This window comes from Pseudomonas sp. LBUM1656, assembly GCF_059716065.1.
The window spans coordinates 2,038,189-2,063,584 of the sequence record NZ_CP166800.1 but is presented as its reverse complement, the minus strand read 5'-3'; the positions used below and the strand labels follow the sequence as shown (position 1 = coordinate 2,063,584).

19 protein-coding genes are annotated in these 25,396 nt (G+C 59.9%); 9 read left to right on the top strand and 10 right to left on the bottom strand.

Features of this window, described 5'->3' with window-relative positions; translation table 11 throughout:
* Positions 1 to 34: 34 nt before the first annotated feature.
* Together ACA072_RS09295 and ppsA are read right to left on the bottom strand one after the other, a co-directional pair.
* Entirely contained in the window at positions 35 to 1,024 is a 990-nt protein-coding gene (locus tag ACA072_RS09295) for an alpha/beta fold hydrolase (RefSeq protein ID WP_497624056.1), read from the bottom strand.
* A 96-nt stretch (positions 1,025 to 1,120) separates the two neighbouring features.
* Complete coding sequence (gene ppsA / locus ACA072_RS09290; RefSeq protein WP_461957963.1) at positions 1,121 to 3,496, bottom strand: phosphoenolpyruvate synthase; 2,376 nt, start codon at positions 3,494 to 3,496, stop codon at positions 1,121 to 1,123.
* Positions 3,497 to 3,670: 174 nt separating this feature from the next.
* Between ppsA and ppsR the strand changes: the two genes are divergently transcribed.
* Positions 3,671 to 4,489, top strand: coding sequence for a posphoenolpyruvate synthetase regulatory kinase/phosphorylase PpsR (ppsR, locus tag ACA072_RS09285; protein ID WP_084318745.1), 819 nt, complete (start codon positions 3,671 to 3,673; stop codon positions 4,487 to 4,489).
* 112 nt (positions 4,490 to 4,601) lie between these two features.
* Here the strand turns inward: ppsR and ACA072_RS09280 are convergent, their stop codons facing one another.
* Positions 4,602 to 6,011, bottom strand: a complete 1,410-nt coding sequence (locus tag ACA072_RS09280) for an aminotransferase-like domain-containing protein (protein WP_497624055.1) — start codon at positions 6,009 to 6,011, stop codon at positions 4,602 to 4,604.
* Between the two features lie 135 nt (positions 6,012 to 6,146).
* On the opposite strand from ACA072_RS09280, the gene ACA072_RS09275 reads away from it, so the two are divergent.
* Positions 6,147 to 7,049, top strand: coding sequence for a DMT family transporter (locus tag ACA072_RS09275; RefSeq protein ID WP_497624961.1), 903 nt, complete (start codon positions 6,147 to 6,149; stop codon positions 7,047 to 7,049).
* Between the two features lie 135 nt (positions 7,050 to 7,184).
* Here the strand turns inward: ACA072_RS09275 and prpD are convergent, their stop codons facing one another.
* The 6 genes from prpD to ACA072_RS09245 form a co-directional block, all read right to left on the bottom strand.
* Entirely contained in the window at positions 7,185 to 8,669 is a 1,485-nt protein-coding gene (gene prpD / locus ACA072_RS09270) for a 2-methylcitrate dehydratase (protein WP_497624054.1), read from the bottom strand.
* Positions 8,670 to 8,872: 203 nt separating this feature from the next.
* Complete coding sequence (prpF, locus tag ACA072_RS09265; RefSeq protein WP_497624053.1) at positions 8,873 to 10,063, bottom strand: 2-methylaconitate cis-trans isomerase PrpF; 1,191 nt, start codon at positions 10,061 to 10,063, stop codon at positions 8,873 to 8,875.
* Positions 10,064 to 10,119: 56 nt separating this feature from the next.
* Positions 10,120 to 12,714 (bottom strand): Fe/S-dependent 2-methylisocitrate dehydratase AcnD, encoded by a 2,595-nt coding sequence (gene acnD, locus ACA072_RS09260; protein ID WP_497624052.1) that lies wholly within the window; start codon positions 12,712 to 12,714, stop codon positions 10,120 to 10,122.
* A gap of 207 nt (positions 12,715 to 12,921) precedes the next feature.
* Positions 12,922 to 14,049: a bifunctional 2-methylcitrate synthase/citrate synthase gene (gene prpC, locus ACA072_RS09255; RefSeq protein ID WP_497624051.1), complete on the bottom strand. Its 1,128-nt coding sequence runs from the start codon at positions 14,047 to 14,049 to the stop codon at positions 12,922 to 12,924.
* A 245-nt stretch (positions 14,050 to 14,294) separates the two neighbouring features.
* Positions 14,295 to 15,185 carry a methylisocitrate lyase gene (gene prpB, locus ACA072_RS09250; protein WP_462026333.1) on the bottom strand — a complete coding sequence of 297 codons (891 nt, stop codon included), beginning with the start codon at positions 15,183 to 15,185 and terminating at the stop codon, positions 14,295 to 14,297.
* Entirely contained in the window at positions 15,182 to 15,904 is a 723-nt protein-coding gene (locus ACA072_RS09245) for a GntR family transcriptional regulator (RefSeq protein WP_497624050.1), read from the bottom strand. Before ACA072_RS09245 ends, prpB begins: the two co-directional genes overlap by 4 nt.
* Before the next feature lie 299 nt (positions 15,905 to 16,203).
* Here ACA072_RS09245 and rloA point away from each other — a divergent pair, with 299 nt between their 5' ends.
* From rloA to pabB, 4 genes are all read left to right on the top strand, one after another.
* Complete coding sequence (gene rloA, locus ACA072_RS09240) at positions 16,204 to 16,740, top strand: retropepsin-like aspartic peptidase RloA (protein ID WP_438660844.1); 537 nt, start codon at positions 16,204 to 16,206, stop codon at positions 16,738 to 16,740.
* 5 nt (positions 16,741 to 16,745) lie between these two features.
* Entirely contained in the window at positions 16,746 to 18,281 is a 1,536-nt protein-coding gene (gene rloB, locus ACA072_RS09235; protein ID WP_497624049.1) for an osmotic stress tolerance membrane protein RloB, read from the top strand.
* Entirely contained in the window at positions 18,281 to 19,261 is a 981-nt protein-coding gene (locus tag ACA072_RS09230) for an alpha-L-glutamate ligase-like protein (RefSeq protein WP_497624048.1), read from the top strand. Before rloB ends, ACA072_RS09230 begins: the two co-directional genes overlap by 1 nt.
* 223 nt (positions 19,262 to 19,484) lie before the next feature.
* Complete coding sequence (gene pabB / locus ACA072_RS09225) at positions 19,485 to 20,822, top strand: aminodeoxychorismate synthase component I (protein WP_497624047.1); 1,338 nt, start codon at positions 19,485 to 19,487, stop codon at positions 20,820 to 20,822.
* A 127-nt stretch (positions 20,823 to 20,949) separates the two neighbouring features.
* Here the strand turns inward: pabB and thrH are convergent, their stop codons facing one another.
* Complete coding sequence (gene thrH / locus ACA072_RS09220; protein WP_109628821.1) at positions 20,950 to 21,567, bottom strand: bifunctional phosphoserine phosphatase/homoserine phosphotransferase ThrH; 618 nt, start codon at positions 21,565 to 21,567, stop codon at positions 20,950 to 20,952.
* Positions 21,568 to 21,740: 173 nt separating this feature from the next.
* Between thrH and ACA072_RS09215 the strand changes: the two genes are divergently transcribed.
* The 3 genes from ACA072_RS09215 (at position 21,741) to ACA072_RS09205 (ending at position 25,382) form a co-directional block, all read left to right on the top strand.
* Positions 21,741 to 22,481 carry a phosphoadenylyl-sulfate reductase gene (locus ACA072_RS09215; RefSeq protein ID WP_497624046.1) on the top strand — a complete coding sequence of 247 codons (741 nt, stop codon included), beginning with the start codon at positions 21,741 to 21,743 and terminating at the stop codon, positions 22,479 to 22,481.
* Positions 22,482 to 23,054: 573 nt separating this feature from the next.
* A complete protein-coding gene (locus ACA072_RS09210) occupies positions 23,055 to 24,596 on the top strand; it encodes an NCS1 family nucleobase:cation symporter-1 (RefSeq protein WP_497624045.1) in 1,542 nt (513 codons plus the stop codon).
* 57 nt (positions 24,597 to 24,653) lie between these two features.
* Entirely contained in the window at positions 24,654 to 25,382 is a 729-nt protein-coding gene (locus ACA072_RS09205; RefSeq protein WP_438660838.1) for an aspartate/glutamate racemase family protein, read from the top strand.
* The last annotated feature ends 14 nt before the right edge of the window (positions 25,383 to 25,396 follow it).

Sequence of the window (25,396 nt, the reverse complement as noted above, 5' to 3'; positions counted from 1 at the left end):
AACAGAGCGAAATGCCCTTGTTAGAGCATCAGGCTCAGACCGCCGCGGCCAAATCCGGCTTTTCGCCCAGCAAAGGCGTTTGCTGATCGGCCAGCCAGCGCGCCACCAATGGCCAGACTTCGGCTTGAGCGGCTTTGCTGACGAGCATTTCCACGTGACCGAAATTATCGCCAAAGCCCTGCTCGCGGCCAAGGTTGATGAATTGCTTGTGCTCGGAACCCACTTGATCGAACAACTTGCGGCACGCCCACGCCGGATCCTGATGATCGCCAGCGGCGCTCACGGCCAGCACGGGCAGTTGAACCTCGGCCAATCCCGCCCACCAGTCCTTGTCTGCATCACCGAAGCGTCCGAACAGGCCATACCAGCGCATGCTTTCCAGGGCCAGGCCAATAGGCTCGTCCTCCGGGCCGCGCTTGAGCCGTGAACCGGACAGCTGGGCGAAACGCTTGAGAATGAAGCGTCCACTCCACTCCACCGGTGGAATCTTCAACGGCCAGTAGGTGCGACTGACCTGCGTACCGAAGAACGCCGCAGACGCGACGACAGGCTCGCCGATGTATTCCCCGCCCAGCGCCGCCGCCAGCGTGATGCCGCCCAGCGAGTGACCGATCCAGTGCGGCACCTGGCCGCTCTGCTCGCGAACGAACGCGCCAATGGCCGGCAGATCGTAACGGGCGTAGTCGGCAACACGGTTCTTGCGGTAGTCCTGATTGCGCTGGGACAGGCCGTGCCCGCGCATTTCGGGAATCCAGACATCGAATCCCAGACGCGTCAGGTAGGCGCCCAGCCCCAGCCCTTTCGGCGAGAACCAGAACCGTCGATTGGAAAAGCTGCCATGCAACAGAATTACCGGCACGCCACCGTGCGCGGGCACGTCCGCCATGCCCAAACGGGTCACAGCCAACTCCACAGTGCCATCAGGACTGTTGCCGGGTTTCAAACGATAGACATCTTCGCTCAGATCGCCGCGCCGCTCGGCGCTGATCAGGGCGACAGGAAATAGGTTGCTGCTGCTTTGCATAATGCTCTTGCACAAAAAAGGGCGGCATCCAGAGGAGCCCGCCCTACTTGAATCTCTAAAAGGGCCGATCACTGACCGGCCCTTTCACTCACACCATCAAGCCGGAGCTTGACCTTCAGCCAGGAAGAACCAGGTTTCCAGTACGGAATCGGGGTTCAGCGAAACGCTTTCGATGCCCTGTTCCATCAGCCATTTGGCCAGATCAGGGTGGTCCGAAGGGCCCTGACCGCAGATGCCGATGTACTTGCCAGCCTTGTTGCACGCGGCAATGGCGTTGGCCAGCAACTTCTTGACCGCCGGATTACGCTCGTCGAACAGGTGAGCGATGATCCCGGAGTCACGGTCCAGGCCCAGCGTCAGCTGAGTCAGGTCGTTAGAGCCGATGGAGAAACCGTCGAAGAACTCAAGGAATTCTTCAGCCAGGATCGCGTTGGACGGCAGTTCGCACATCATGATGATGCGCAGACCGTTCTCGCCGCGGGCCAGGCCATTTTCGGCCAACAGATCGATCACCTGGCTCGCTTCGCCCAGGGTACGGACGAACGGCACCATGATTTCGACGTTGGTCAGGCCCATCTCGTTGCGCACGCGCTTGATGGCACGGCACTCGAGCTCGAAGCAGTCACGGAACGCTTCGCTGATGTAACGCGAGGCGCCGCGGAAGCCCAGCATCGGGTTCTCTTCTTCCGGCTCGTAGAGTTTGCCGCCGATCAGGTTCGCGTATTCGTTGGACTTGAAGTCCGACAGACGCACGATGACCTTTTTCGGGGTGAACGCAGCGGCCAGGGTACTGATGCCTTCAACCAGCTTCTCGACGTAGAAGCCGACCGGATCGTCGTAACCGGCAATGCGCTTGTCGACGCTGTCCTTGATTTCCTGCGGCAGACCGTCGTAGTTCAACAGCGCTTTGGGGTGGACACCGATCATGCGGTTGATGATGAACTCCAGACGGGCCAGGCCCACACCGGCGTTCGGCAATTGCGCGAAGTCGAACGCACGGTCCGGGTTGCCGACGTTCATCATGATCTTGAACGGCAGATCAGGCATGGCATCGACGGAGTTTTTCTTGATGTCGAAGCCCAGCTCGCCTTCGAAGATGTAACCAGTATCGCCTTCAGCGCAGGACACGGTCACGCCCTGGCCGTCTTTCAACAGCTGGGTGGCGTTGCCGCAACCGACCACGGCCGGGATGCCCAGTTCGCGAGCGATGATCGCCGCGTGGCAGGTACGACCGCCACGGTTGGTGACGATGGCGCTGGCGCGCTTCATGACCGGTTCCCAGTCCGGGTCGGTCATGTCGGAAACCAGAACGTCGCCCGGCTGGACTTTGTCCATCTCGGACACGTCCTTGATGATGCGGACCTTGCCGGCGCCGATGCGCTGGCCGATGGCGCGACCTTCAACCAGCACGGTACCGGTTTCTTTCAACAGGTAGCGTTCCATGACGTTGGCCGAGGTACGGCTCTTCACGGTTTCAGGACGGGCCTGAACGATGTAGAGCTTGCCGTCGTCGCCGTCTTTGGCCCATTCGATGTCCATCGGGCACTTGTAGTGCTTCTCGATGATCATCGCTTGCTTGGCCAGTTCGCTGACTTCGGCGTCGCTCAGGCAGAAACGGGCGCGATCAGCCTTGTCCACGTCGATGGTCTTGACCGATTTACCGGCCGTGGCGACTTCGCCGTAGATCATCTTGATGGCTTTGCTGCCCAGGTTGCGACGCAGGATGGCCGGACGACCGGCTGCCAACGTGCCTTTGTGGACGTAGAACTCATCCGGGTTCACCGCGCCTTGTACGACGGTTTCACCCAGGCCGTAGGCGCCGGTGATGAACACCACGTCACGGAAGCCCGATTCGGTATCGAGGGTGAACATCACGCCGGCGGTGCCGGTTTCGGAGCGGACCATGCGCTGCACGCCAGCCGACAGGGCCACCAGCTTGTGGTCGAAGCCCTGGTGGACGCGGTAGGAAATCGCGCGGTCGTTAAACAGCGAAGCGAACACCTCTTTGGCGGCGCGAATGACGTTTTCGACACCACGGATGTTCAGGAAAGTTTCCTGCTGACCGGCGAAGGAAGCGTCCGGCAGGTCTTCGGCGGTAGCGGAAGAGCGCACGGCCACGGCCATGTCAGGGTTGCCGGCCGACAGCGTGGCGAACGCGGTGCGGATCTCGGCGTTGAGCTTCTCGGGGAATTCGGCTTCCATGATCCATTGACGGATCTGGGCGCCAGTCTTGGCCAGGGCGTTGACATCATCGACGTCCAGGGCGTCGAGGGCGGCATGGATCTGATCGTTCAGGCCGCTCAGTTCCAGAAAATCACGATAAGCCTGAGCTGTCGTGGCGAAGCCACCGGGCACCGATACACCGGCACCTGCAAGGTTACTGATCATCTCGCCCAGGGATGCGTTCTTGCCCCCTACGTGCTCTACATCATGGACGCCGAGCTTATCGAGGGAAACTACGTACTCTACCAAGGTGATCTCTCCACTAACTGTGTTGGAAAAGCTCAGAAGCCGGCGGCTCGGGGGAGCGTTTACCGGCTGTATGGCCTGGACCTGGAAAATAAGTGAGAATGCGGGCCACTGGCGGCCGGCAAATCGCGCCTACTATATCCAAGATTCGTCACTAGCTTAAGGCCCAAGGTGCAAATGAAACGATCTGCTTTCTTTATTTCCGACGGCACCGGCATCACAGCCGAAACCCTCGGCCAAAGCCTCCTGGCGCAGTTCGAAAACATTACCTTCAGCAAATTCACGCGTCCGTACATCGACAACGTGGATAAAGCGCGGGCCATGGTACAACAAATCAACAAAGCCGCCGAAACCGACGGCTTTCGGCCGATCATCTTCGACACCATCGTCAATCAGGACATCCGTGAGATCCTCGCAACGTCCAATGGTTTCATGATCGACATTTTCTCGACCTTCCTGGCGCCGCTTGAACAGGAACTGACCGAGCATTCTTCCTACACCGTCGGCAAGTCCCATTCCATTGGCGGCAACTCCAATTACATGGAACGCATCGAGGCGGTGAACTTCGCCCTAGACAACGACGACGGCGCGCGCACGCATTATTACGACAAGGCCGATCTCATCCTAGTGGGCGTGTCGCGTTGTGGTAAGACACCGACGTGCCTGTACATGGCCATGCAATTCGGCATCCGTGCGGCCAACTACCCGCTGACCGAAGACGACATGGAACGCCTGACCTTGCCTAACGCCCTGCGCGCCCACCAGCACAAGCTGTTCGGCCTGACCATCGACCCGGACCGCCTCACCGCCATCCGCAACGAGCGCAAGCCCAACAGCCGCTATTCGAGCTACGCCCAGTGCGAGTTCGAAGTGCGCGAGGTGGAGAACCTGTTCCGTCGCGAGAACATTCCCAACATCAATTCCACGCATTTTTCCGTGGAAGAGATTTCGGCGAAGATTCTGGTGGAGAAAGGGGTTGAGCGGCGGTTCAAGTAGTTATTGCGCGATAGTTACACCGCCTTCGCGAGCAAGCCTGCTCCCACATTCGACCGAGTCGTGACAGAGGAACACGGTCAAATGTGGGAGCGGGCTTGCTCGCGAAAAACGATTACACGATCTCGGCCAGTGCCCCCGCCAACGCTTCAAACCCTTGCAACAACAGCCCATCATCCCCCGCCGAATGACACACACTCGCCCGAATAAACTGCGGTACCGCCCCATGCCCGACCGCAAACGCCTCCGCGGTGGCCACCAGATAATTGTTCTGCTTGAGCTCCGCCGCAATCTGCGACGCCCGCCACGGTTCGGGCACTCTGATCCAGAAGTGTGGGCTATGGGGATGAGTCTTGTACCCGACCTCTTCTAACACTGCGCTGACCAAACGCTTGCGGCGGCTGATTTCGACAATCTGCTGCCCCAGCAACTGTTCGGCGATCCCGTCTTCGATCCACGCCGTCGCCAGTTCCATCGACAGCGGATTCGCCATCCAGCAAGTCCCGCGCACCGCGGCGCTCAAGCGTCCGATCAACGGTTGCGGCGCGTGCAGATACCCCGCCCGCAACCCCGCCGAAACCGCTTTGCTCAGACTGCCGATCAACACCGAGCGCTCCGGGGCAAAGTGACTCAAGGGCAATGGACGCTGCTGCGCCAGTACGGCGTGGGCTTCGTCCTCGATGAGCAGCAGATTGTGCTGGCGACAGACCTCGGCGATCGCTTCGCGTCGTGGGACCGACATCACCGCCGCCGTAGGATTCTGGATGGTTGGCGTGCAGTAAAGCGCTGACACCCGATGATTCTGGCAAACGTCCGACAGTGCATCGGGCAACAGTCCTTCGTCATCCATCCCGACACCGATCAGCTTGATGCCGAGCATGCGGGCAACGCTGATCAGCCCCGGGTAAGTCAATTGCTCGGTGACCAATGTGTCGCCGGGCTTGAGCAGCGCCATCAGCACGCAGAGCAGGCCGTGCTGGCCGCCATTGACGCAAATGATCTGCTCGGCGCTTGGTACGAATGCCTGATGCCGCAGCCATTGGGCACCTGCCGCACGGTGGCGCGGTGATCCGGCATCGGCCGTATAACCGCTGAGCGATTGCAAGGTGTGCGGGACGCTGGCCAAGGCCTGCAGGCTTTGACTCAGAAAGGTTGCTTCCTGCCCCGGTATCGGCTGATTCCGACTCATATCGAAGTACGGCTGAGGCTCGTCGCTGACATTGCGAAAGCCAGAATCGCGCGGCCGTTCCAGCCCGCGCTGACGCACATAAGTGCCATCTCCTACACGGGCCACGACCAGCCCTACCCGCTCCAGCTCGCCATACGCACGACTGATGGTGCCAATGGTTACGCCCAGGCTGTCCGCCAACAAACGATGGGGCGGCAGTTTGCTGCCAGGCTCGATCAAGCCTTCGCCAATGCTTTTTTCGAGAGCTTCGGCCAGACGCTTGTACTTCACACCGCGGCCCCGATCCAAGCCTTCGCGCAGGATTGACACCGTGGCAATACTTACTTTGACAGTCATTTCCATCCCGAATAGCGTGCTGAAAACAGGTTCAATCAGGGATAGACCTATTTGGTAACCGGGTCAATCCAACGACGCAGGAGCACGATCATGTCCATGGCCCTCAGCACCTCTTCAAGTATTCGAAAACCCTGGATTGCCGGGCTGGTCACCAGCCTGTTGTTCCTGATCGTTTGCCTGAGCTGGGGCACTACGTGGCTGGGCATCAAGATTGCCGTCGAAAGCGTGCCGCCACTGACCGCCGCCGGCCTGCGTTTTCTGATCGCCTTTCCGCTGTTTTTGAGCTTCGCCCTGCTGCGTCGCGAGCCGCTGCTGTTTCCACGGCAAAGCCGCTGGTTTTTCGTGTTCGTCACGTTGACGTATTTCAGCCTGCCGTATTACTTGCTCAACTACGGCGAGATGCACGTTTCGTCCGGCCTGACCGCTTTGCTGTTCAGCTGCATGCCGGTGTTCATCCTGATTTTTTCCGCCATGTTTCTACGGGAAAAAATCTACCCCTCGCAGGTGCTCGGCATTGCTATCGGATTTGGCAGTCTGTTCATGATCATCCGCAGTCAGGGGTTGCACCTGGACCATGCTGAACTCTTCGGCGTACTGGCGATTCTGGCGGCGGCGGTGATGCATGCGCTGTGTTACGTGATCACAAAAAAACAAGGCAGTGCGATCAGCGTGATTACTTACAACACACTGCCCATCGGCCTGGCTGGCTTGATGCTGTTTGTGGCGGGTTTGAGCGTTGAGGCGCCGGTGTTCGATGACATTACCGCACGTTCATGGGGGGCCCTGTTGTATCTGGGACTGGTGGCTTCGGTGGGCGGCTTCATCGTTTACTTTTTGCTGCTCAAACGCCTGAGCCCGATCATTTTGTCGTTCGTGTTTATTATTTTTCCGGTGTTCGCGGTAGTGATTGGTGCATGGTACGAGGGGCAAGCCGTGTCCCGAGAACTGATGATGTATTCGGCGATTTTGCTGACGGGTTTTGCCATCACCAAATTACCCGTCGAAAAAATGGTTCAGCGACTTAAAACAGACCTGTAGCAGCTGTCGAGTGAAACGAGGCTGCGATCTTTTGATGTTGCTTTTAAAAGCGAAGGTCAAAAGATCGCAGCCTCGTTTCACTCGACAGCTGCTACAGGGTTTTGCATCGTTCAATCAGATCGGAGTGCATACCCGTTAGATAACGAACAGGTCGACGAAGCGGTTTACTGGCGTAGCTTCCAACGCAGCCTGATCCTTACATAAAGCAAAAATCTCATTACTGCGCTGCGCGGTGAAGCGCGTCGCCAGGTTGGCCTTGAACTTGTCTTCCAGCAGCGGAATGCCATCGACACGGCGACGGCGGTGGCCGATCGGGTACTCGACCACCACGTTGTCGGTGCTGGAGCTGTCCTTGAAAAACACCTGGATCGCGTTGGCGATGGAACGCTTGTCGGCTTCCAGGTATTCGCGGGTGAAGCGCGGGTCTTCGACGATGACCATTTTTTCCCGCAACACGTCGATGATCGGGTGCGCGGCATGGAAATCATCTTCGTACTGCTCGGCCACCAGATTGCCAAACGCCAGCGGTACGGCGGTCATGTACTGAATGCAGTGATCGCGGTCGGCGGCATTGGCCAAAGGGCCAACCTTGGAAATGATGCGGATCGCCGATTCGTGGGTGGTGATGACGATTTTGTCGATTTCGTGCAGGCGGTTTCTGACTTGCGGGTGCAGGGCCACCGCCGCTTCGCAGGCAGTTTGCGCGTGGAATTCGGCGGGAAAGCTGATTTTGAACAGCACGTTTTCCATCACATAAGTGCCGTAGGTGCGGGAGAAGCTCAGCCCGCGTTTGTCTTCGGGCTTGAGCGCCAGATCGTTGTTGGTGTGGCTGAATAACACGTCGTAAAAGCCCCACTGTTTAGCCGTCAGCACGCCGGGAATGCCCATCTCGCCGCGCAGCGCAATGTCCGCCAGGCGCACGCCCCGGCTGGACGCATCGCCCGCCGCCCAAGATTTGCGCGACCCGGCATTCGGCGCATGTCGATAGGTGCGCAGCGCCTGACCGTCGGCAAAGGCGTGGGATAACGCTGACAGTAGTTGCTCGCGATTGGCGCCCATGAGTTTGGCGGTCACGGCGGTCGAGGCGACTTTCACCAGGATGACGTGATCAAGCCCTACACGATTGAAGGAGTTTTCTAGTGCGATCACGCCTTGAATCTCGTGGGCCATGATCATGGCTTCGAGCACAGCGCGAATGGTCAGCGGCGCATCGCCATTGGCCAGGCGTTTTTGCGAGAGGTGGTCGGCCACGGCGAGAATGCCGCCGAGGTTATCGGACGGATGACCCCATTCGGCGGCGAGCCAGGTGTCGTTGTAATCGAGCCAACGCACGATGCAGCCGATGTCCCACGCCGCTTTGACGGGATCGAGCCGAAAACTGGTGCCGGGAACCCGGGCGCCGAACGGGACGACGGTGCCTTCGACGATCGGGCCAAGGTGTTTGGTGCATTCGGGAAAGCGCAGGGCCAGCAGACCGCAGCCGAGGGTGTCGATCAGGCAGTTGCGGGCGGTGTCCAAAGCTTCTTTGGATTCGATTTTGAAGTTGAGGACGTAATCGGCGATGTCCTGCAGGACGGTGTCGTAGTCGGGGCGGTTGTTCAGGTCGACGTTGGCGCTCATGTTCGATTCACTCTTGAAGTGGTTCGTTGATGGGACCTCGGTTCAGGGGGCAATCTCAGTGGGTTACATCGATCTTATTTTGGTAATCCAATCAAACTGTGGGAGCGGGCTTGCTCGCGAAGACGGCGGCACATCCGACATCGATGCAAGCTGACCCACCGCTTTCGCGAGCATGCCCGCTCCCACAGTGGTTCGGTGTCGGGTCAGAAGGAATCACCCGGCACGCGCACAAAGCCTTCCATCAACACCCGCGCACTGCGGCTCATGATGGCTTTGTTCACCGTCCACTCACCGTTCACCTGGCTGGCCTCGGCACCCACGCGCAACGTGCCGGACGGATGCCCGAAGCGCACGGCATTGCGTTCGATGCCACCGGCGGCGAGGTTTACCAACGTCCCGGAAATCGCCGCCGCAGTACCGATGGCAACCGCCGCCGTGCCCATCATCGCGTGGTGCAACTTGCCCATCGACAGCGCGCGCACCAGCAGGTCGACATCGCTTGCCGCCACGGTTTTTCCGCTGGACGACACGTATTCCGCCGGCTTGGCCACAAAGGCAACCTTGGGCGTGTGCTGACGCTTGGCCGCTTCGTCCAGGTCCTTGATCAAGCCCATGCGCAACGCACCATACGCTCGGATGGTCTCGAACATCAGCAAGGCTTTCGGATCGCCATTGATCGCACCCTGCAACTCGGTGCCGGTGTAACCGATGTCTTCGGCGTTGACGAAAATCGTCGGTATGCCGGCGTTGATCATGGTCGCCTTGAAGGTGCCGACGCCGGGCACTTCGAGGTCATCCACCAGATTACCGGTGGGGAACATCGAACCACCGCCGCCCTCTTCTTCCGCGGCCGGGTCCATAAATTCGACCTGCACCTCGGCGGCGGGAAAGGTCACGCCGTCGAGTTCGAAATCACCGGTTTCCTGCACTTCACCGTTGGTGATCGGCACGTGGGCGATGATGGTCTTGCCGATGTTGGCTTGCCATACGCGCACCACGGCAATTCCGTTCTGCGGGATGCGGCTGGCGTCCACCAGACCGTTGCTGATGGCGAACGAGCCGACGGCGGCCGACAGGTTGCCGCAGTTGCCGCTCCAGTCGACGAAAGGCTTGTCGATGGAGACCTGACCGAACAGGTAATCGACGTCGTGATCAGCCTTGGTGCTTTTTGACAGGATCACGGTTTTGCTGGTGCTGGAGGTCGCGCCGCCCATTCCGTCGATTTGCTTGTCGTACGGGTCGGGGCTGCCGATCACGCGCAGCAACAAGGCATCGCGTGCGGGGCCGGGAACCTGTGCGGCTTCGGGCAAATCCTTCAGGCTGAAGAACACGCCTTTGCTGGTGCCGCCGCGCATGTAGGTGGCGGGGATTTTGATCTGAGGTGCGTGAGCCATTGGTGCTCCTTCATAGCGGGCAAGGGACTTGAAATCCCCTGCCCGCAAAGCATGTTTTAGACGGCAACCGCCGACTCTTCGAGGAAGTCCTGCGCGAAGCGCTGCAACACGCCACCCGCCTCGTAGATCGACACTTCTTCGGCGGTGTCGAGACGGCAGGTCACCGGCACTTCGACGCGTTCGCCGTTCTTGCGATTGATCACCAGTGTCAGGTCGGCGCGCGGTGTGCGTAAACCGATCACGTCATAAGTTTCGCTGCCGTCGATGGCCAGGGTATGACGGTCGGTGCCTGGTTTGAACTCCAGCGGCAACACGCCCATGCCCACCAGGTTGGTGCGGTGGATGCGCTCGAAACCTTCAGCGGCAATCGCTTCCACACCCGCCAGACGCACGCCCTTCGCTGCCCAGTCGCGGGACGAACCCTGACCGTAGTCGGCGCCGGCGATGATGATCAGCGGCTGCTTGCGCTCCATGTAGGTTTCGATGGCTTCCCACATGCGCATGACCTGGCCTTCCGGCTCGACGCGAGCCAAAGAACCCTGCTTGACCTTGCCGTTTTCCTGAACCATTTCGTTGAACAGTTTCGGGTTGGCGAAAGTCGCGCGTTGCGCGGTCAGGTGGTCACCGCGGTGCGTGGCGTAAGAGTTGAAGTCCTCTTCCGGCAGGCCCATTTTCGCCAGGTATTCGCCGGCGGCGCTGTCGAGCATGATCGCGTTCGACGGCGACAGGTGATCGGTGGTGATGTTGTCCGGCAGCACCGCCAATGGGCGCATGCCCTTGAGCGGACGTGCGCCAGCCAACGCGCCTTCCCAGTACGGCGGACGGCGGATGTAGGTGCTCATCTCGCGCCAGTCGTACAGCGGCGTCACTTTCGGGCCGGTGTCTTCATGGATGGCGAACATCGGAATGTAGACCTGACGGAACTGCTCCGGTTTGACCGAGGCTTTCACCACCGCGTCGATTTCTTCGTCGCTTGGCCAGACGTCTTTCAGGCGGATTTCCTTGCCGTCGACCACACCCAACACATCTTTTTCGATGTCGAAACGGATGGTCCCGGCGATGGCGTAAGCGACCACCAACGGCGGCGAAGCGAGGAAGGCGTTCTTGGCGTACGGGTGAATCCGGCCGTCGAAGTTGCGGTTACCGGAGAGCACAGCGGTGGCGTATAGATCGCGGTCGATGATCTCTTGCTGGATCACCGGATCCAGTGCACCGGACATGCCGTTGCAGGTGGTGCAGGCAAAAGCCACGATGCCGAAACCGAGTTGCTCCAGTTCGCTGGTGAGGCCAGCCTCGTCGAGGTACAGCGCCACGGTTTTCGAGCCCGGCGCCAGGGACGATTTGACCCACGGCTTGCGGGTCAACCCGAGTTTGTTGGCGTTGCGCGCCAGCAAGCCGGCGGCAATGACGTTGCGCGGGTTGCTGGTGTTGGTGCAACTGGTGATGGCGGCGATGATCACCGCGCCGTCCGGCATTTGCCCCGGCACATCGTCCCACTGGCCGGAGATGCCTTTGGCGGCCAGATCCGACACCGCCACACGGGCGTGCGGGTTGCTCGGGCCGGCCATGTTGCGCACCACCGAAGACAGGTTGAAGCTCAACCCACGTTCATATTGCGCATGCTTCAAGCTGTCAGCCCACAGACCAGTGGTCTTGGCATAGTTCTCGACCAACTGCACTTGCTCGTCTTCACGGCCGGTGAGTTTGAGGTAGTCGATGGTTTGCTGATCGATGTAGAACATCGCCGCCGTGGCGCCGTATTCCGGGGCCATGTTGGAAATGGTTGCGCGGTCGCCGAGGGTCAGCGCGGCGGCGCCTTCGCCGAAGAATTCCAGCCATGCGCCGACGACTTTTTGCTTGCGCAGGAACTCGGTCAGTGCCAGCACCATGTCGGTGGCGGTGATACCCGGTTGCAGCTTGCCGGTCAGTTCAACGCCGACGCTTTCCGGCAGACGCATCCACGACGCGCGGCCGAGCATCACGCTTTCAGCTTCCAGACCACCGACACCGATGGCGATCACGCCCAGCGCATCGACGTGCGGAGTGTGGCTGTCGGTGCCGACGCAGGTGTCGGGGAATGCCACGCCGTCGCGCACCTGGATCACCGGAGACATTTTCTCCAGGTTGATCTGGTGCATGATCCCGTTGCCCGGCGGGATCACATCAACGTTCTTGAAGGCCTTTTTGGTCCAGTTGATGAAGTGGAAACGGTCTTCGTTGCGACGGTCTTCGATGGCGCGGTTCTTCTCGAACGCCTCCGGATCGAAACCACCGCGCTCGACGGCCAGGGAGTGGTCGACGATCAATTGCGTCGGCACCACCGGGTTCACTTGCGCCGGGTCGCCACCTTGCAGGGCGATGGCGTCACGCAGTCCGGCGAGGTCGACCAGAGCGGTCTGGCCGAGAATGTCGTGGCACACCACGCGGGCCGGAAACCACGGGAAATCGAGGTCGCGCTTGCGCTCGATAAATTGCTTCAGGGATTCGGTGAGCGTGGCCGGGTCGCAGCGACGCACCAGGTTTTCCGCCAGCACGCGGGAGGTGTACGGCAGAGTGTCGTAGGCGCCGGGCTGGATGGCCTCGACAGCCGCGCGGACGTCGAAGTAATCCAGATGGCTGCCGGGCAGCGGTTTGCGGAATTCAGTGTTCATCGTCAGGACTCGGTCACGGTGGTTACAAAAGGTGGGGCCTGGGCACCGGGCCTGAGTTGAAACCGGTTCACATGTGGGAGCGGGCTTGCTCGCGAAAGCGGTGTATCAGCCGACATCGATGTTGAATGTCAGTCCGTCTTCGCGAGCAAGCCCGCTCCCACAGTGGGGTTCGGTTCAATCAGCAACCGGTGCGGTAACCCCCACCATTCAGCGTTGTTCGATTGGCACGAACTTGCGCTGTTCGACGCCGACGTACTCGGCGCTTGGGCGGATGATGCGGTTGTTGGCACGTTGTTCGAACACGTGCGCTGCCCAGCCGGTCAGGCGCGAGCAGACGAAGATCGGTGTGAACAACTTGGTCGGAATGCCCATGAAGTGGTACGTCGACGCGTGGTAGAAGTCGGCGTTCGGGAACAGCTTCTTCTGCTCCCACATGGTCTTGTCGATGGCTTCGGAGACCGGGAACAGCACGGTGTCGCCCACTTCGTCAGCCAGTTTTTTCGACCAGCCCTTGATCACCTCGTTGCGCGGATCGTTGTCCTTATAGATCGCGTGGCCGAAGCCCATGATCTTGTCCTTGCGCTCAAGCATGCCGAGGGTGCCTTTGATCGCCTCTTCCGGCGAACTGAAACGCTCGATCATTTCCATCGCCGCTTCGTTGGCGCCGCCGTGCAGCGGACCGCGCAGCGAACCGATGGCCGCGGTGACGCAGGAATACATGTCCGACAGGGTCGACGCGCATACCCGTGCGGTGAAAGTCGAGGCGTTGAACTCGTGTTCCGCGTAGAGGATCAGCGAAACGTTCATCACTTTGACGTGCAACTCGCTCGGCTTCTTGTCGTGCAGCAGGTGCAGGAAGTGGCCGCCGATGGATTGCTCGTCGCTCACGCAGCTGATGCGCTTGCCGTCGTGGCTGAAGCGATACCAGTAGCACATGATCGCCGGGAACGCGGCCAGCAGGCGGTCGGTCACGTCGTGTTGTTCGGAGAAGTCTTTCTCCGGTTCGATGTTGCCCAGGAACGAGCAACCGGTGCGCATCACGTCCATCGGGTGGGCGTCGGCGGGGATGCGTTCCAGCACTTCTTTCAGCGCTTGCGGCAGGTCGCGCAGCTTGCCCAGTTTGCTGATGTAAGCGGCGAGTTGTGCCTTGGTCGGCAGTTCGCCGTAAAGCAGCAGGTAAGCCACTTCTTCGAATTGCGCGTCAGCCGCCAGTTCGCGAACGTCGTAGCCGCGATAGGTCAGGCCTGCGCCCGACTGGCCCACGGTGGACAGAGCGGTTTGCCCGGCAACCTGGCCACGGAGCCCGGCGCCACTGAGTACTTTTGCTTCGGCCATTGCTGTCTCCAGTTTTCTTGAATTTGTCAGGGAATCTGCAATTTCTTTCAGGTGTGCATCTGACTCTGTAGCAGCTGTCGAGCACCGCGAGGCAGCGTCCGGCTGCGCAGAAGTCGTAAAACCTGACGACGCGTTACACCTGGAAAATCGCGTCGCCCGACCGGCGAGTCCTTCGGCCTCGAACGCAGCCTCGCGGGCTCGGCAGCTGCTACAAAAACGTGTTCATTTGCAACGTTGCTTTGTCGTTACTTCTTCGCGGCGAACAACGCATCGAGCTTCTGCTCGAAGGTGTGGTAGTCGATGCGGTCGTAAAGTTCCATGCGGGTTTGCATGGTGTCGATGACGTTCTGTTGCGTGCCGTCGCGGCGGATCGCGGTGTAGACGTTTTCCGCCGCCTTGTTCATCGCGCGGAACGCGGACAATGGGTATAGCACCAGCGACACGTCGGCAGCGGCAAGTTGATCGGTGGTGTACAGCGGAGTCGCGCCGAATTCGGTGATGTTGGCCAGGATCGGCGCTTTCACGCGGTTGGCGAACAGCTTGTACATGTCCAGTTCGGTGATGGCTTCCGGGAAGATCATGTCGGCGCCGGCCTCGATGCACGCCGCGGCGCGATCCAGTGCGGATTCCAGACCTTCCACTGCCAGCGCATCGGTGCGGGCCATGATCACGAAGCTGTCATCGGTACGCGCATCAACAGCAGCCTTGATCCGGTCGACCATTTCCTGCAGCGACACGATCTCTTTATTCGGACGGTGACCGCAGCGCTTGGCGCCGACCTGGTCTTCGATGTGAATCGCCGCCGCGCCGAACTTGATCATCGACTTGACGGTGCGCGCGACGTTGAACGCCGAGGAGCCGAAACCGGTGTCCACGTCCACCAGCAGCGGCAGGTCGCACACGTCGGTAATGCGACGAACGTCGGTCAGCACGTCATCCAGGCCGGTGATGCCCAGGTCCGGAACGCCGAGGGAGCCGGCAGCCACCCCGCCACCCGACAGGTAAATAGCCTTGAAACCGGCGCGCTTGGCCAGCAGCGCATGGTTGGCGTTGATCGCGCCGACGACTTGCAGCGGATGTTCGCTGGCGACCGCATCGCGGAAACGCTGGCCTGGAGTGCTCTTGTTGGAACTCATGACTCACCTCGTTCAGTGGCTGTCTGGTTAGCGCCGTCCTGGTAGTGACGGGCGATATTGCGTTTGGAGGCGCCGATGTGGCGGCGCATCAACAACTCGGCTAGCTCACCGTCACGGTCGGCGATGGCGTCGAGAATTCGGTGGTGTTCGGCAAAGGCCTGGTGCGGGCGATTGGGTGTGGTGGAAAACTGGATGCGGTACATGCGCACCAGCTGATAGAGCTCGCCGCAGAGCATTTGCGTCAAGGTGCGGTTGCCGCTGCCCTGGATGATCCGGTAATGGAAGTCGAAGTCGCCTTCCTGCTGGTAATAACCAACGCCTGCCTGAAACGCCTCATCGCGCTCGTGGGTTTCGAGGACCCGGCGCAGTTCGTCGATTTCTTCGACGGTCATGCGCTCGGCCGCCAGGCGGCAGGCCATGCCTTCAAGGGATTCGCGAATCTCGTAGAGCTCCAGCAGCTCGGCATGGCTCAGCGAAACCACCCGCGCCCCGACGTGCGGCACCCGAACCAGCAGGCGCTGGCCTTCCAGACGATGGATCGCCTCGCGCAGCGGTCCGCGGCTGATGCCATAGGTACGGGCCAGTTCCGGTTCGGAAATCTTGCTGCCCGGAGCGATCTCGCCTTTGACGATGGCCGCCTGAATGCGGCGGAAAACGTTTTCGGAAAGCGTCTCCGACTCGTCTTGCGTAACCACCGGGGGATCGGGTTGATCCAACATATTGTCGACACCTTTAAAGCCAATGCCGCAAAAACTAGCGAAAACAGGCGCAACAGTCAAAGGATAAATAGGTATTGTCGACAATCGTCTAATAACCGACTGCACCACAACGAAGCAGCCCCTCTGTTTATAGCCGCCCGCCAGCGGTGGCGCCATAAACCCACCGTGCTAGAATGCCGCCCGCATTTGTTTGTGACATCTGCACGGCTTGTCATAAATAGTTGACAGGCATACGAGGGAGCTTGCGCAGTGATGCCAGGGCCTTGAATCGAAACACGGACCGCTGCGCACCAGGATTTATGAGACTCAAGCCCTTCCCCACCTTCCTTTATCTTCTTTGCCTGCCCGGTTTCGCCGCGGCGGGGGAAAAGACCGTGTACGGCCTCAACGAGTACGCTTCCCTGAATGGCATCGACCTTGAAGTCGCCGCCAAACTCGACACCGGGGCGAAAACAGCGTCCTTGAGTGCCCGCGATATCAAACGTTTCAAACGCAATGGCGAGTCCTGGGTGCGCTTCTATCTGGCCATCGACGCCGCGCATTCGCACCCTATCGAGCGGCCACTGGCCCGCGTCAGCAAGATCAAGCGCCGTGCCGGCGACTACGACCCGGATGAAGGCAAGAAGTACACCGCCCGTCCGGTGATCGAGCTGGATATCTGCATGGGTTCGGCTTTACGCAGCATCGAAGTGAACCTAACTGACCGAAGTGCCTTCCAATATCCGCTCTTGATCGGCTCCGAAGCATTGAAACGCTTCGACGCGCTGGTCGACCCAAGTCTTAAATACGCTGCTGGCAAACCCGCCTGCGCCACCGACGCACATACCGCAGAGTAATTCCAATGCGCTCTCTTACCCTTCACTTGAAATTCCTGATCGCCATCCTGGTGGTGCTGGGCATTTCAGTTACGGCCTATCAGATTTTCGTGCTCGGCATTCCCGTGACCGAAGACGCCACCGACGACTTGTGGAACATCGACGCCAAGGTCGAGTTCGTCGCCAGTGCCAAAGACCCGGTCAAGATCCAGATGTTCGTGCCGCCGCTGAGCCGCGATTACGTCAGCCTCAACGAGAGTTTCATTTCCAATAACTACGGCGTGGCCGTGAACCGCGTTGACGGCAACCGCAAGGTCACCTGGTCGGCGCGCCGGGCCAAGGGCAACCAGACCCTTTATTACCGCCTGGTGCTGACCAAGCGCTACACCGGTGAAAAATCCAAGGTCAAGGGCCCGACCTTCCGCGACAGCATCGCCGTCGAAGGCGCAGAAAAAGTCGCCGCCGAAGCCCTGCTCGCGCCAATCCGCCAACACTCGGCCGACGTCGAAACTTTCATCGGCGAAGCCATCAAGCGTGTCAACAATCTCAACGACGACAACGTGAAGCTGTTGCTGGGCGGCGATCCGTCCCCTGGACACAAAGCGAAAATCGTCGAGCTGGTGCTGTCCATCGCCCACGTGCCGGTGGAAAAGGTCCACACCATCCGTCTGGTGGCTGACCAGCCGCAACTGCCGGAACTCTGGCTGCGCAGCTTCAATGGCACCGACTGGCTGTACTTCAACCCGGAAACCGGTGAACAGGGCCTGCCGACCGACCGCCTGCTGTGGTGGACCGGCGACGAAAACCTGATCACCGTCGATGGCGGCAAGAAAGCCAACGTGACGTTCAGCCTGAACAACAGCGAAATGAACGCGATTCGCTTGGCCAAGCTGACCGACGAAAACACTGACGCCAACTTCCTCGAATACTCGCTGTACGGTCTGCCGCTGCAAACCCAGCAGACGTTCATGATCATGGTGATGATCCCTATCGGCGTGCTGGTGATCCTGATCCTGCGCAACCTGATCGGCTTGCAGACCCTCGGCACCTTCACCCCGGTGCTGATCGCCCTCGCCTTCCGCGAAACCCAGCTCGGCTTCGGCATCGTGCTGTTTACGGTGATCACGGCGCTGGGGCTGTCGCTGCGCTCCTACCTTGAACACTTGAAGTTGCAAATGTTGCCGAGGCTGTCGGTGGTGCTGACGTTCGTGGTGGTGCTGATCGCGGCGATCAGCCTGTTCAGCCATAAACTCGGGCTGGAACGCGGGTTGTCGGTGGCACTGTTCCCAATGGTGATTCTGACCATGACCATTGAACGCCTGTCGATTACCTGGGAAGAACGCGGTTCCGGGCATGCGATGAAAGTGGCGATCGGTACGCTGTTCGCCGCCGCCCTGGCGCACCTGATCATGAGCGTGCCGGAGCTGGTGTACTTCGTGTTCACCTTCCCGGCGATCCTGTTGATCCTGGTGGGCTTCATGCTGGCGATGGGTCGTTATCGCGGTTACCGCCTGACCGAACTGGTGCGCTTCAAGGCTTTCCTGAAGAAGGCTGACGCCTGATGTTCGGCTTCTGGAAGACCTGGAAGGCCCTGGAAGCCCGGGGCATCATGGGGATCAATCGGCGTAACGCCGACTACGTGCTCAAGTACAACAAGCGCAGTCTGTACCCGATTGTCGATGACAAGATCATCACCAAGGAGCGCGCGATCGCCGCCGGCATTCATGTGCCGGAACTGTACGGGGTGATCTCCACCGAGAAGGAAATCGATAACCTCGACAAGATCATCGGCGGGCGCACCGACTTCGTGATCAAACCGGCCCAGGGCGCGGGCGGCGACGGCATCATTGTGGTTGCCGACCGTTTCGAGGGCCGCTATCGCACGGTGTCCGGCAAGATCATCGGCCATGAGGAACTCGAGCACCATATTTCCAGCATCCTCACCGGCCTGTACTCCCTGGGCGGTCACCGCGACCGCGCACTGATCGAATACCGGGTGATCCCGGACCAGATCTTCAAAAGCATCAGTTATGAAGGCGTACCGGACATCCGCATCATCGTGCTGATGGGCTACCCGGTGATGGCCATGCTGCGCTTGCCGACGCGCCAGTCCGGCGGCAAGGCCAACCTGCACCAAGGCGCCATCGGCGTCGGCGTCGACCTCGCAACCGGTCAGACCCTGCGCGGCACCTGGCTGAACAACATCATCACCAAACACCCGGACACCACCAACGCAGTGGACGGCGTGCAACTGCCCTATTGGGATGGTTTCATGAAACTCGCTGCCGGCTGTTATGAGCTGTGCGGGTTGGGCTACATCGGTGTCGACATGGTGCTCGACCAGGAAAAGGGCCCGCTGATCCTTGAGCTCAATGCTCGGCCCGGGTTGAATATTCAGATTGCCAATGATTGCGGCCTGACGCTGCGCACCCATGCGGTTGAAGCGCGGCTGGAAGAGTTGAAGGCTCGCGGGGTTGTTGAGACGGTTCAGGAGCGGGTTGAGTTTGTTCAGGAGATGTTTGGGCATATTCCTGCGGTTTAGGGTTGATCCCCCTGCATTGATGGTTCCCACGCTCCGCGTGGTAACGCCGCCACGGACGCTCTGCGTCCGCCTGTGACGCAGAGCGTCACGGGATGCATTCCCACGCGGAGCGTGGGAACGATCAATGGCCGCCAATCTACCAATCCCCGACATCCCCTCTAGGAGCAAATCCTGCAGGGGACTACAATCGCCACCCCGCCTCGATGGCTGATCTGCCCCGCCCATGTTGACCTGTTCCGTATACTCACTGCCCTACCGCGCCAACCCCGCCGAGTACTTCGCGGCGATTCGTCATGCCCCCGGTGCCGTGCTGCTCGACAGTGGCCGGCCCACCGCTGATCGCGGGCGTTATGACCTGCTCAGCGCCTGGCCGCTGGAACAGTTGGCGGTGTTGCCGGACGAGAGCGGCCTGCACTTCCTGCAACGCCTTCGCGACAATCTGACGCGACTCGGTGAAGCGGCCGTTCCCGATGAGCTGCCGTTCGCCGGCGGCCTGATCGGTTACCTGAGTTACGACTTCGGCCGGCACCTGGAACACCTGCCGAGCCAGGCGCAGGACGACCTGCAATTGCCCGACGCGCGTTTCGGTCTGTATGACTGGGCACTGATCAGCGATCACCAACTGAGTACAAGTCAATTGGTGTTCCACCCGTCGTTGGTCGACAGCGAGCGCCAACGCCTGATCGCCTTGTTCAGTCAGTCGACGGCTGCACCGATCGAGCCGTTCAAGCTGAAAGCGCCGATGAAAGCCGATCTGAGCGTCGATGAATATCGCCACGCCTTGGAACGCATTCAGCAATATATCCAGGCCGGCGATTGCTATCAGGTGAACTTCGCCCAACGCTTCCGGGCTGAGTGCCAGGGCGATTCGTGGGCCGCGTATGTCGCGCTGCGGGCCGCGTGCCCGACTCCGTTTTCCGGTTTCCAGAGCCTGCCCGACGGCGGCGCTGTGTTGAGCCTGTCTCCTGAGCGTTTCGTCAAAGTCAGCGAACGTCATGTGGAAACCCGCCCGATCAAAGGCACCCGCCCGCGCGGCCTGACGGCTGCCGAAGACGCCGCGAACGCCTCCGAACTGCTGGCCAGCCCCAAGGACCGCGCAGAAAATCTGATGATCGTCGACCTGCTGCGCAACGACCTCGGCCGCACCTGCCGCATCGGCTCAGTGCGGGTGCCGGAGTTGTTCAGCCTGGAAAGCTATCCGAATGTGCATCACCTGGTGAGCAGCGTGACCGGGGAACTCGCAGATGACCGCGACGCGCTCGACCTGATCGCCGGCAGTTTCCCGGGCGGCTCGATTACCGGGGCACCGAAGATTCGGGCCATGCAGATCATCGACGAACTGGAGCCGACCCGACGCGGGCTGTATTGCGGTTCGTTGCTGTACCTGGACGTGCGCGGCGAGATGGACAGCTCCATCGCGATCCGCAGTTTGCTGGTCAAGGATGGGCAGGTGTGCTGCTGGGGCGGTGGCGGGATTGTCGCGGACTCGGAGTGGCAGGCGGAGTATCAGGAATCGATTACCAAGGTGAAGGTTTTGCTTGATACCCTGCAGAACCTCTAACCGACACCCTGATCGTTCCCACGCTCTGCGTGGGAATGCAGCCCGGGACGCTCCGCGTCCCAAAGCGGACGCAGAGCGTCCATTGAGGCATTCCCACGCAGAGCATGGGAACGATCAGCGCCGGCAATTACAGGCTCAACGCGCGATTGGAAGCCTTGATGAACTCCTGCTTCAAATCCTCAAAGCTGTGCACCGCCGGAAATTGCGGAAACTCGCGAATCACGTTATCCGGGGCATGAAACAGAATCCCTGCATCCGCCTCGCCCAGCATCGTGGTGTCGTTGTAGGAATCCCCTGCCGCAATCACCCGGTAGTAAAGGCTCTTGAACGCCAGAACCGACTGACGCTTGGGATCTTTCTGACGCAACTGATAGCTCGTCACCCGCCCCGAATCGTCGGTAATCAGGCGATGGCACAGCAACGTCGGGAACCCCAATTGACGCATCAGCGGCTGGGAAAACTCATAGAACGTGTCCGACAGAATCACTACCTGAAAGCGTTCACGCAGCCAGTTGACGAACTCGATGGCGCCGTCCAGCGGCTTCAGGGTGGCGATCACTTCCTGAATGTCGGTGAGTTTCAAGCCGTGCTCGTCGAGAATCCGCAGGCGCTGCTTCATCAGCACATCGTAGTCGGGAATGTCCCGGGTGGTCGCCCTCAGGGATTCAATACCGGTTTTTTCAGCAAACGCGATCCAGATTTCCGGGACCAGCACACCTTCGAGATCCAGACAGGCAATTTCCACAAGACACTCCCATTTATATTGATTATTGAGTCGAGCGAGTAAAAGGACTGCCGAACTCTAGCGACTCAGGCTGCCCCGCGCAACGCAGAGGGCGCGCCAGGCGTTGCAGGATTTTGTTACCATCAGCCCCATATAGAGCGCCCAGCGCCACCGACCTGTAGGAAGCCGCCCTGATGAGCCCATCGTTCGATGTCGTGGTACTCGCCACGACCTATGCCAACAAATCCGCCCAGGACATCCTGAAACTCGCGTTTGCCGAGTTTGGCGATGACCTGTGGATATCTTTCAGCGGCGCCGAGGATGTGGTGCTGGTGGACATGGCCTGGAAGCTGAACAAGAACGTCAAGGTGTTCAGCCTCGACACCGGCCGTCTGCATCCGGAAACCTACCGCTTCATCGATCAGGTGCGCGAGCACTACAAGATCGACATCGAACTGGTGTCGCCGGACTACACGAAACTTGAACCGTTCGTGAAGGAAAAAGGCCTGTTCAGTTTTTACAAGGACGGCCATGGCGAGTGCTGCGGCATCCGCAAGATCGAGCCGCTGCGCCGCAAGCTGTCGGGCGTGAGCGCCTGGGCAACCGGCCAGCGTCGGGACCAGAGCCCGGGTACCCGCAGCGCCGTCGCGGTGATGGAAATCGACACCGCGTTTTCCACCCCGGAACGCACCCTGTACAAGTTCAACCCACTGGCACAGATGACCAGCGAAGAGATCTGGGGTTACATCCGCATGCTCGAACTCCCGTACAACAGCCTGCATGAGCGTGGCTTCATCAGCATTGGCTGCGAACCGTGCACTCGCCCGGTGCTGCCGAACCAGCATGAGCGTGAAGGCCGCTGGTGGTGGGAAGAGGCGACGCAGAAGGAATGTGGGTTGCATGCGGGGAATATCATCGGCAAATCCAAGGCCTGATTCCGAGCCTTGTGAAATCCCCCCTGTGGGAGCGGGCTTGCTCTCGAAGACGTCGTATCAGGCTCCATCGATGTTGAATGTCAGTCCGTCTTCGCGAGCAAGCCCGCTCCCACAGGTTTTGTGACTGGCTTCAGAAATGTGTACACACGAATGTCACCATAGGTGCCATTTGTGTGTGCACTTTTAGTTTAAGCGCCCCAAAAAGTTACATCCTCCTTTCCTGACTTCCTCAGTCGCGCTTTCCCACAACCTTGGCCGAAAAATAAATACCTGTTCAATAGGTCAATTTATATCGCCGTTTATTCAGATACTTATCTCGCCTCGATAACAAAACGAAATTAGCCAGGACTTTTATAGGCCCGTAACTGGCATGGATCTGGCTTAAGTGCATACATGTTTTGTATACAATCATCTCAAAACATACACACACTTTAGATCCGCAAGCCTGAAGCGCCCTATCCCGTACAGGCTGCAGATGCCCCGTAACCAATGATGCTGATTGCCCGCGACGAAGATTTGTCGAGCCCACGCTCATGCACAGTCATCGCGACGTCAAGCTCGGAGCCTGCCGGAATGCGTACTAGCCTCTCCAATAACAACATCGCGCTGGATCTGCCCTCCTTATCACCAACCTCCATCCCTCACGACCAAGCGTTTGAAGAACCCGTGGTGCTCAGCCCGCGCCTGCACAACAAGGACCTGGCGCCGACCAAAGCCGAAGGTCGACGTTGGGGCCGCTACAGCATCTTCGCCCTGTGGACCAACGACGTTCACAACATCGCCAATTATTCCTTCGCCATCGGCTTGTATGCGTTGGGCCTGGGTGGCTGGCAGATTCTGTTGTCCCTGGGGATCGGCGCGGCGCTGGTGTATTGCTTCATGAACCTCTCCGGCTACATGGGGCAAAAGACCGGCGTACCGTTTCCTGTCATCAGCCGGATCAGTTTCGGCATCCACGGGGCTCAGATTCCTGCATTGATCCGCGCCGTTATCGCCATCGCCTGGTTCGGTATTCAGACGTACCTGGCCTCCGTGGTGTTTCGCGTGTTGCTGACGGCAGTTCATCCCGGCTTCGCCGACTACGACCACGACTCGATCCTTGGCCTGTCGAGCCTGGGCTGGGTGTGTTTCGTGGCGATCTGGCTGGTGCAACTGGGCATCCTCGCCTATGGCATGGAAATGGTGCGGCGTTATGAAGCGTTCGCCGGCCCCGTGATTCTGGTGACCGTCGCCGCCCTCGCCGCCTGGATGTACACCCAGGCCAACGCGACCATCGCCTGGTCGATCCGTGAACCGCTGACCGGTGGCGAGATGTGGCGCAACATCTTTGCCGGTGGTGCGTTGTGGCTGGCGATCTACGGTACGTTGATCCTCAACTTCTGCGACTTCGCCCGCTCTTCGCCGTGCCGAAAAACCATCAAGGTCGGAAATTTCTGGGGCCTGCCGGTCAATATTCTGGTGTTCGCAGCCATCACGGTCCTGCTCTGCGGTGCGCAGTTCCAGATCAATGGCAGGATCATCGAAAGCCCGACTGAAATCATCGCCTCGATCCCCAATACTTTCTTTCTGGTGCTTGGCTGCCTGGCCTTCCTGATCGTTACCGTGGCGGTGAACATCATGGCCAACTTCGTCGCCCCGGCCTTCGTGCTCAGCAACCTGGCGCCCAAGTACCTGAACTTCCGCCGCGCCGGGCTGATCAGCGCGACCATCGCGGTGCTGATCCTGCCGTGGAACCTCTACAACAGTCCGCTGGTGATCGTGTATTTCCTGTCAGGCCTCGGCGCCCTGCTCGGACCGTTGTACGGCGTGATCATGGTCGACTACTGGCTTGTACGAAAAGGCCAGGTCAACGTGCCGCAGTTGTACAGCGAAGACCCCAACGGCGCTTATTACTACAGCCGCGGGGTCAATTTACGCGCCGTAGCGGCGTTCATTCCTGCCGCGTTGATCGCCATCGTCCTGGCGCTGGTGCCGGGTTTCGACAGCGTGTCGCCCTTCTCCTGGCTGATCGGTGCAGGGATTGCCGGGATGCTCTACCTGATCATCGCCAAGCGGCAACCCCACTACGCCGACGTCAGCGGTGAAAGTATCGCGGTCGACAACGTCAGCCACTAATCCACTGGCGGCCCGGCAGCGTCGGGCCGCAGAACCACCGTGCAATAAGGACTACTCATGCGAATTCTCGTGGTCAACGTCAACACCACCGAATCCATCACCCAGGCCATCGCCCGCTCCGCACAGGCAGTGGCCGCGCCGGGTACAGAAATCATCGGCCTGACGCCCTACTTCGGCGCCGACTCCATCGAAGGCAATTTCGAAAGTTACCTGGCCGCTATCGCGGTGATGGACCGGGTGATGGCTTACGATCAACCCTTCGATGCCGTGATCCAGGCCGGTTATGGCGAGCACGGTCGCGAAGGCCTGCAGGAATTGCTCAACGTTCCGGTGGTGGACATCACCGATGCGGCGGCCAGCACCGCCATGTTTCTGGGCCATGCCTATTCAGTGGTCACCACGCTGGACCGCACCGTGCCGCTGATCGAGGATCGGCTGAAACTGTCCGGATTGTGGGACCGCTGCGCGTCGGTGCGGGCCAGTGGCTTGGCGGTGCTGGAACTGGAATCCGATCCGCAACGGGCGTTGGAAGCGATTGTTCGTCAGGCGGAACTGGCAGTGCTTGAAGACAAGGCCGAGGTGATTTGCCTGGGCTGCGGTGGCATGGCCGGGCTGGATGAACAGATTCGCCAGCGCACTGGCGTACCCGTGGTGGATGGGGTGACGGCGGCGGTGACCATTGCCGAGTCGTTGGTTCGGTTGGGCTTGTCGACTTCCAAGGTGCGGACGTATGCAACGCCGCGACCAAAGAAGATCATTGGCTGGCCGGGGCGGTTTGGCAGGTAGACCGCGTTATCGTT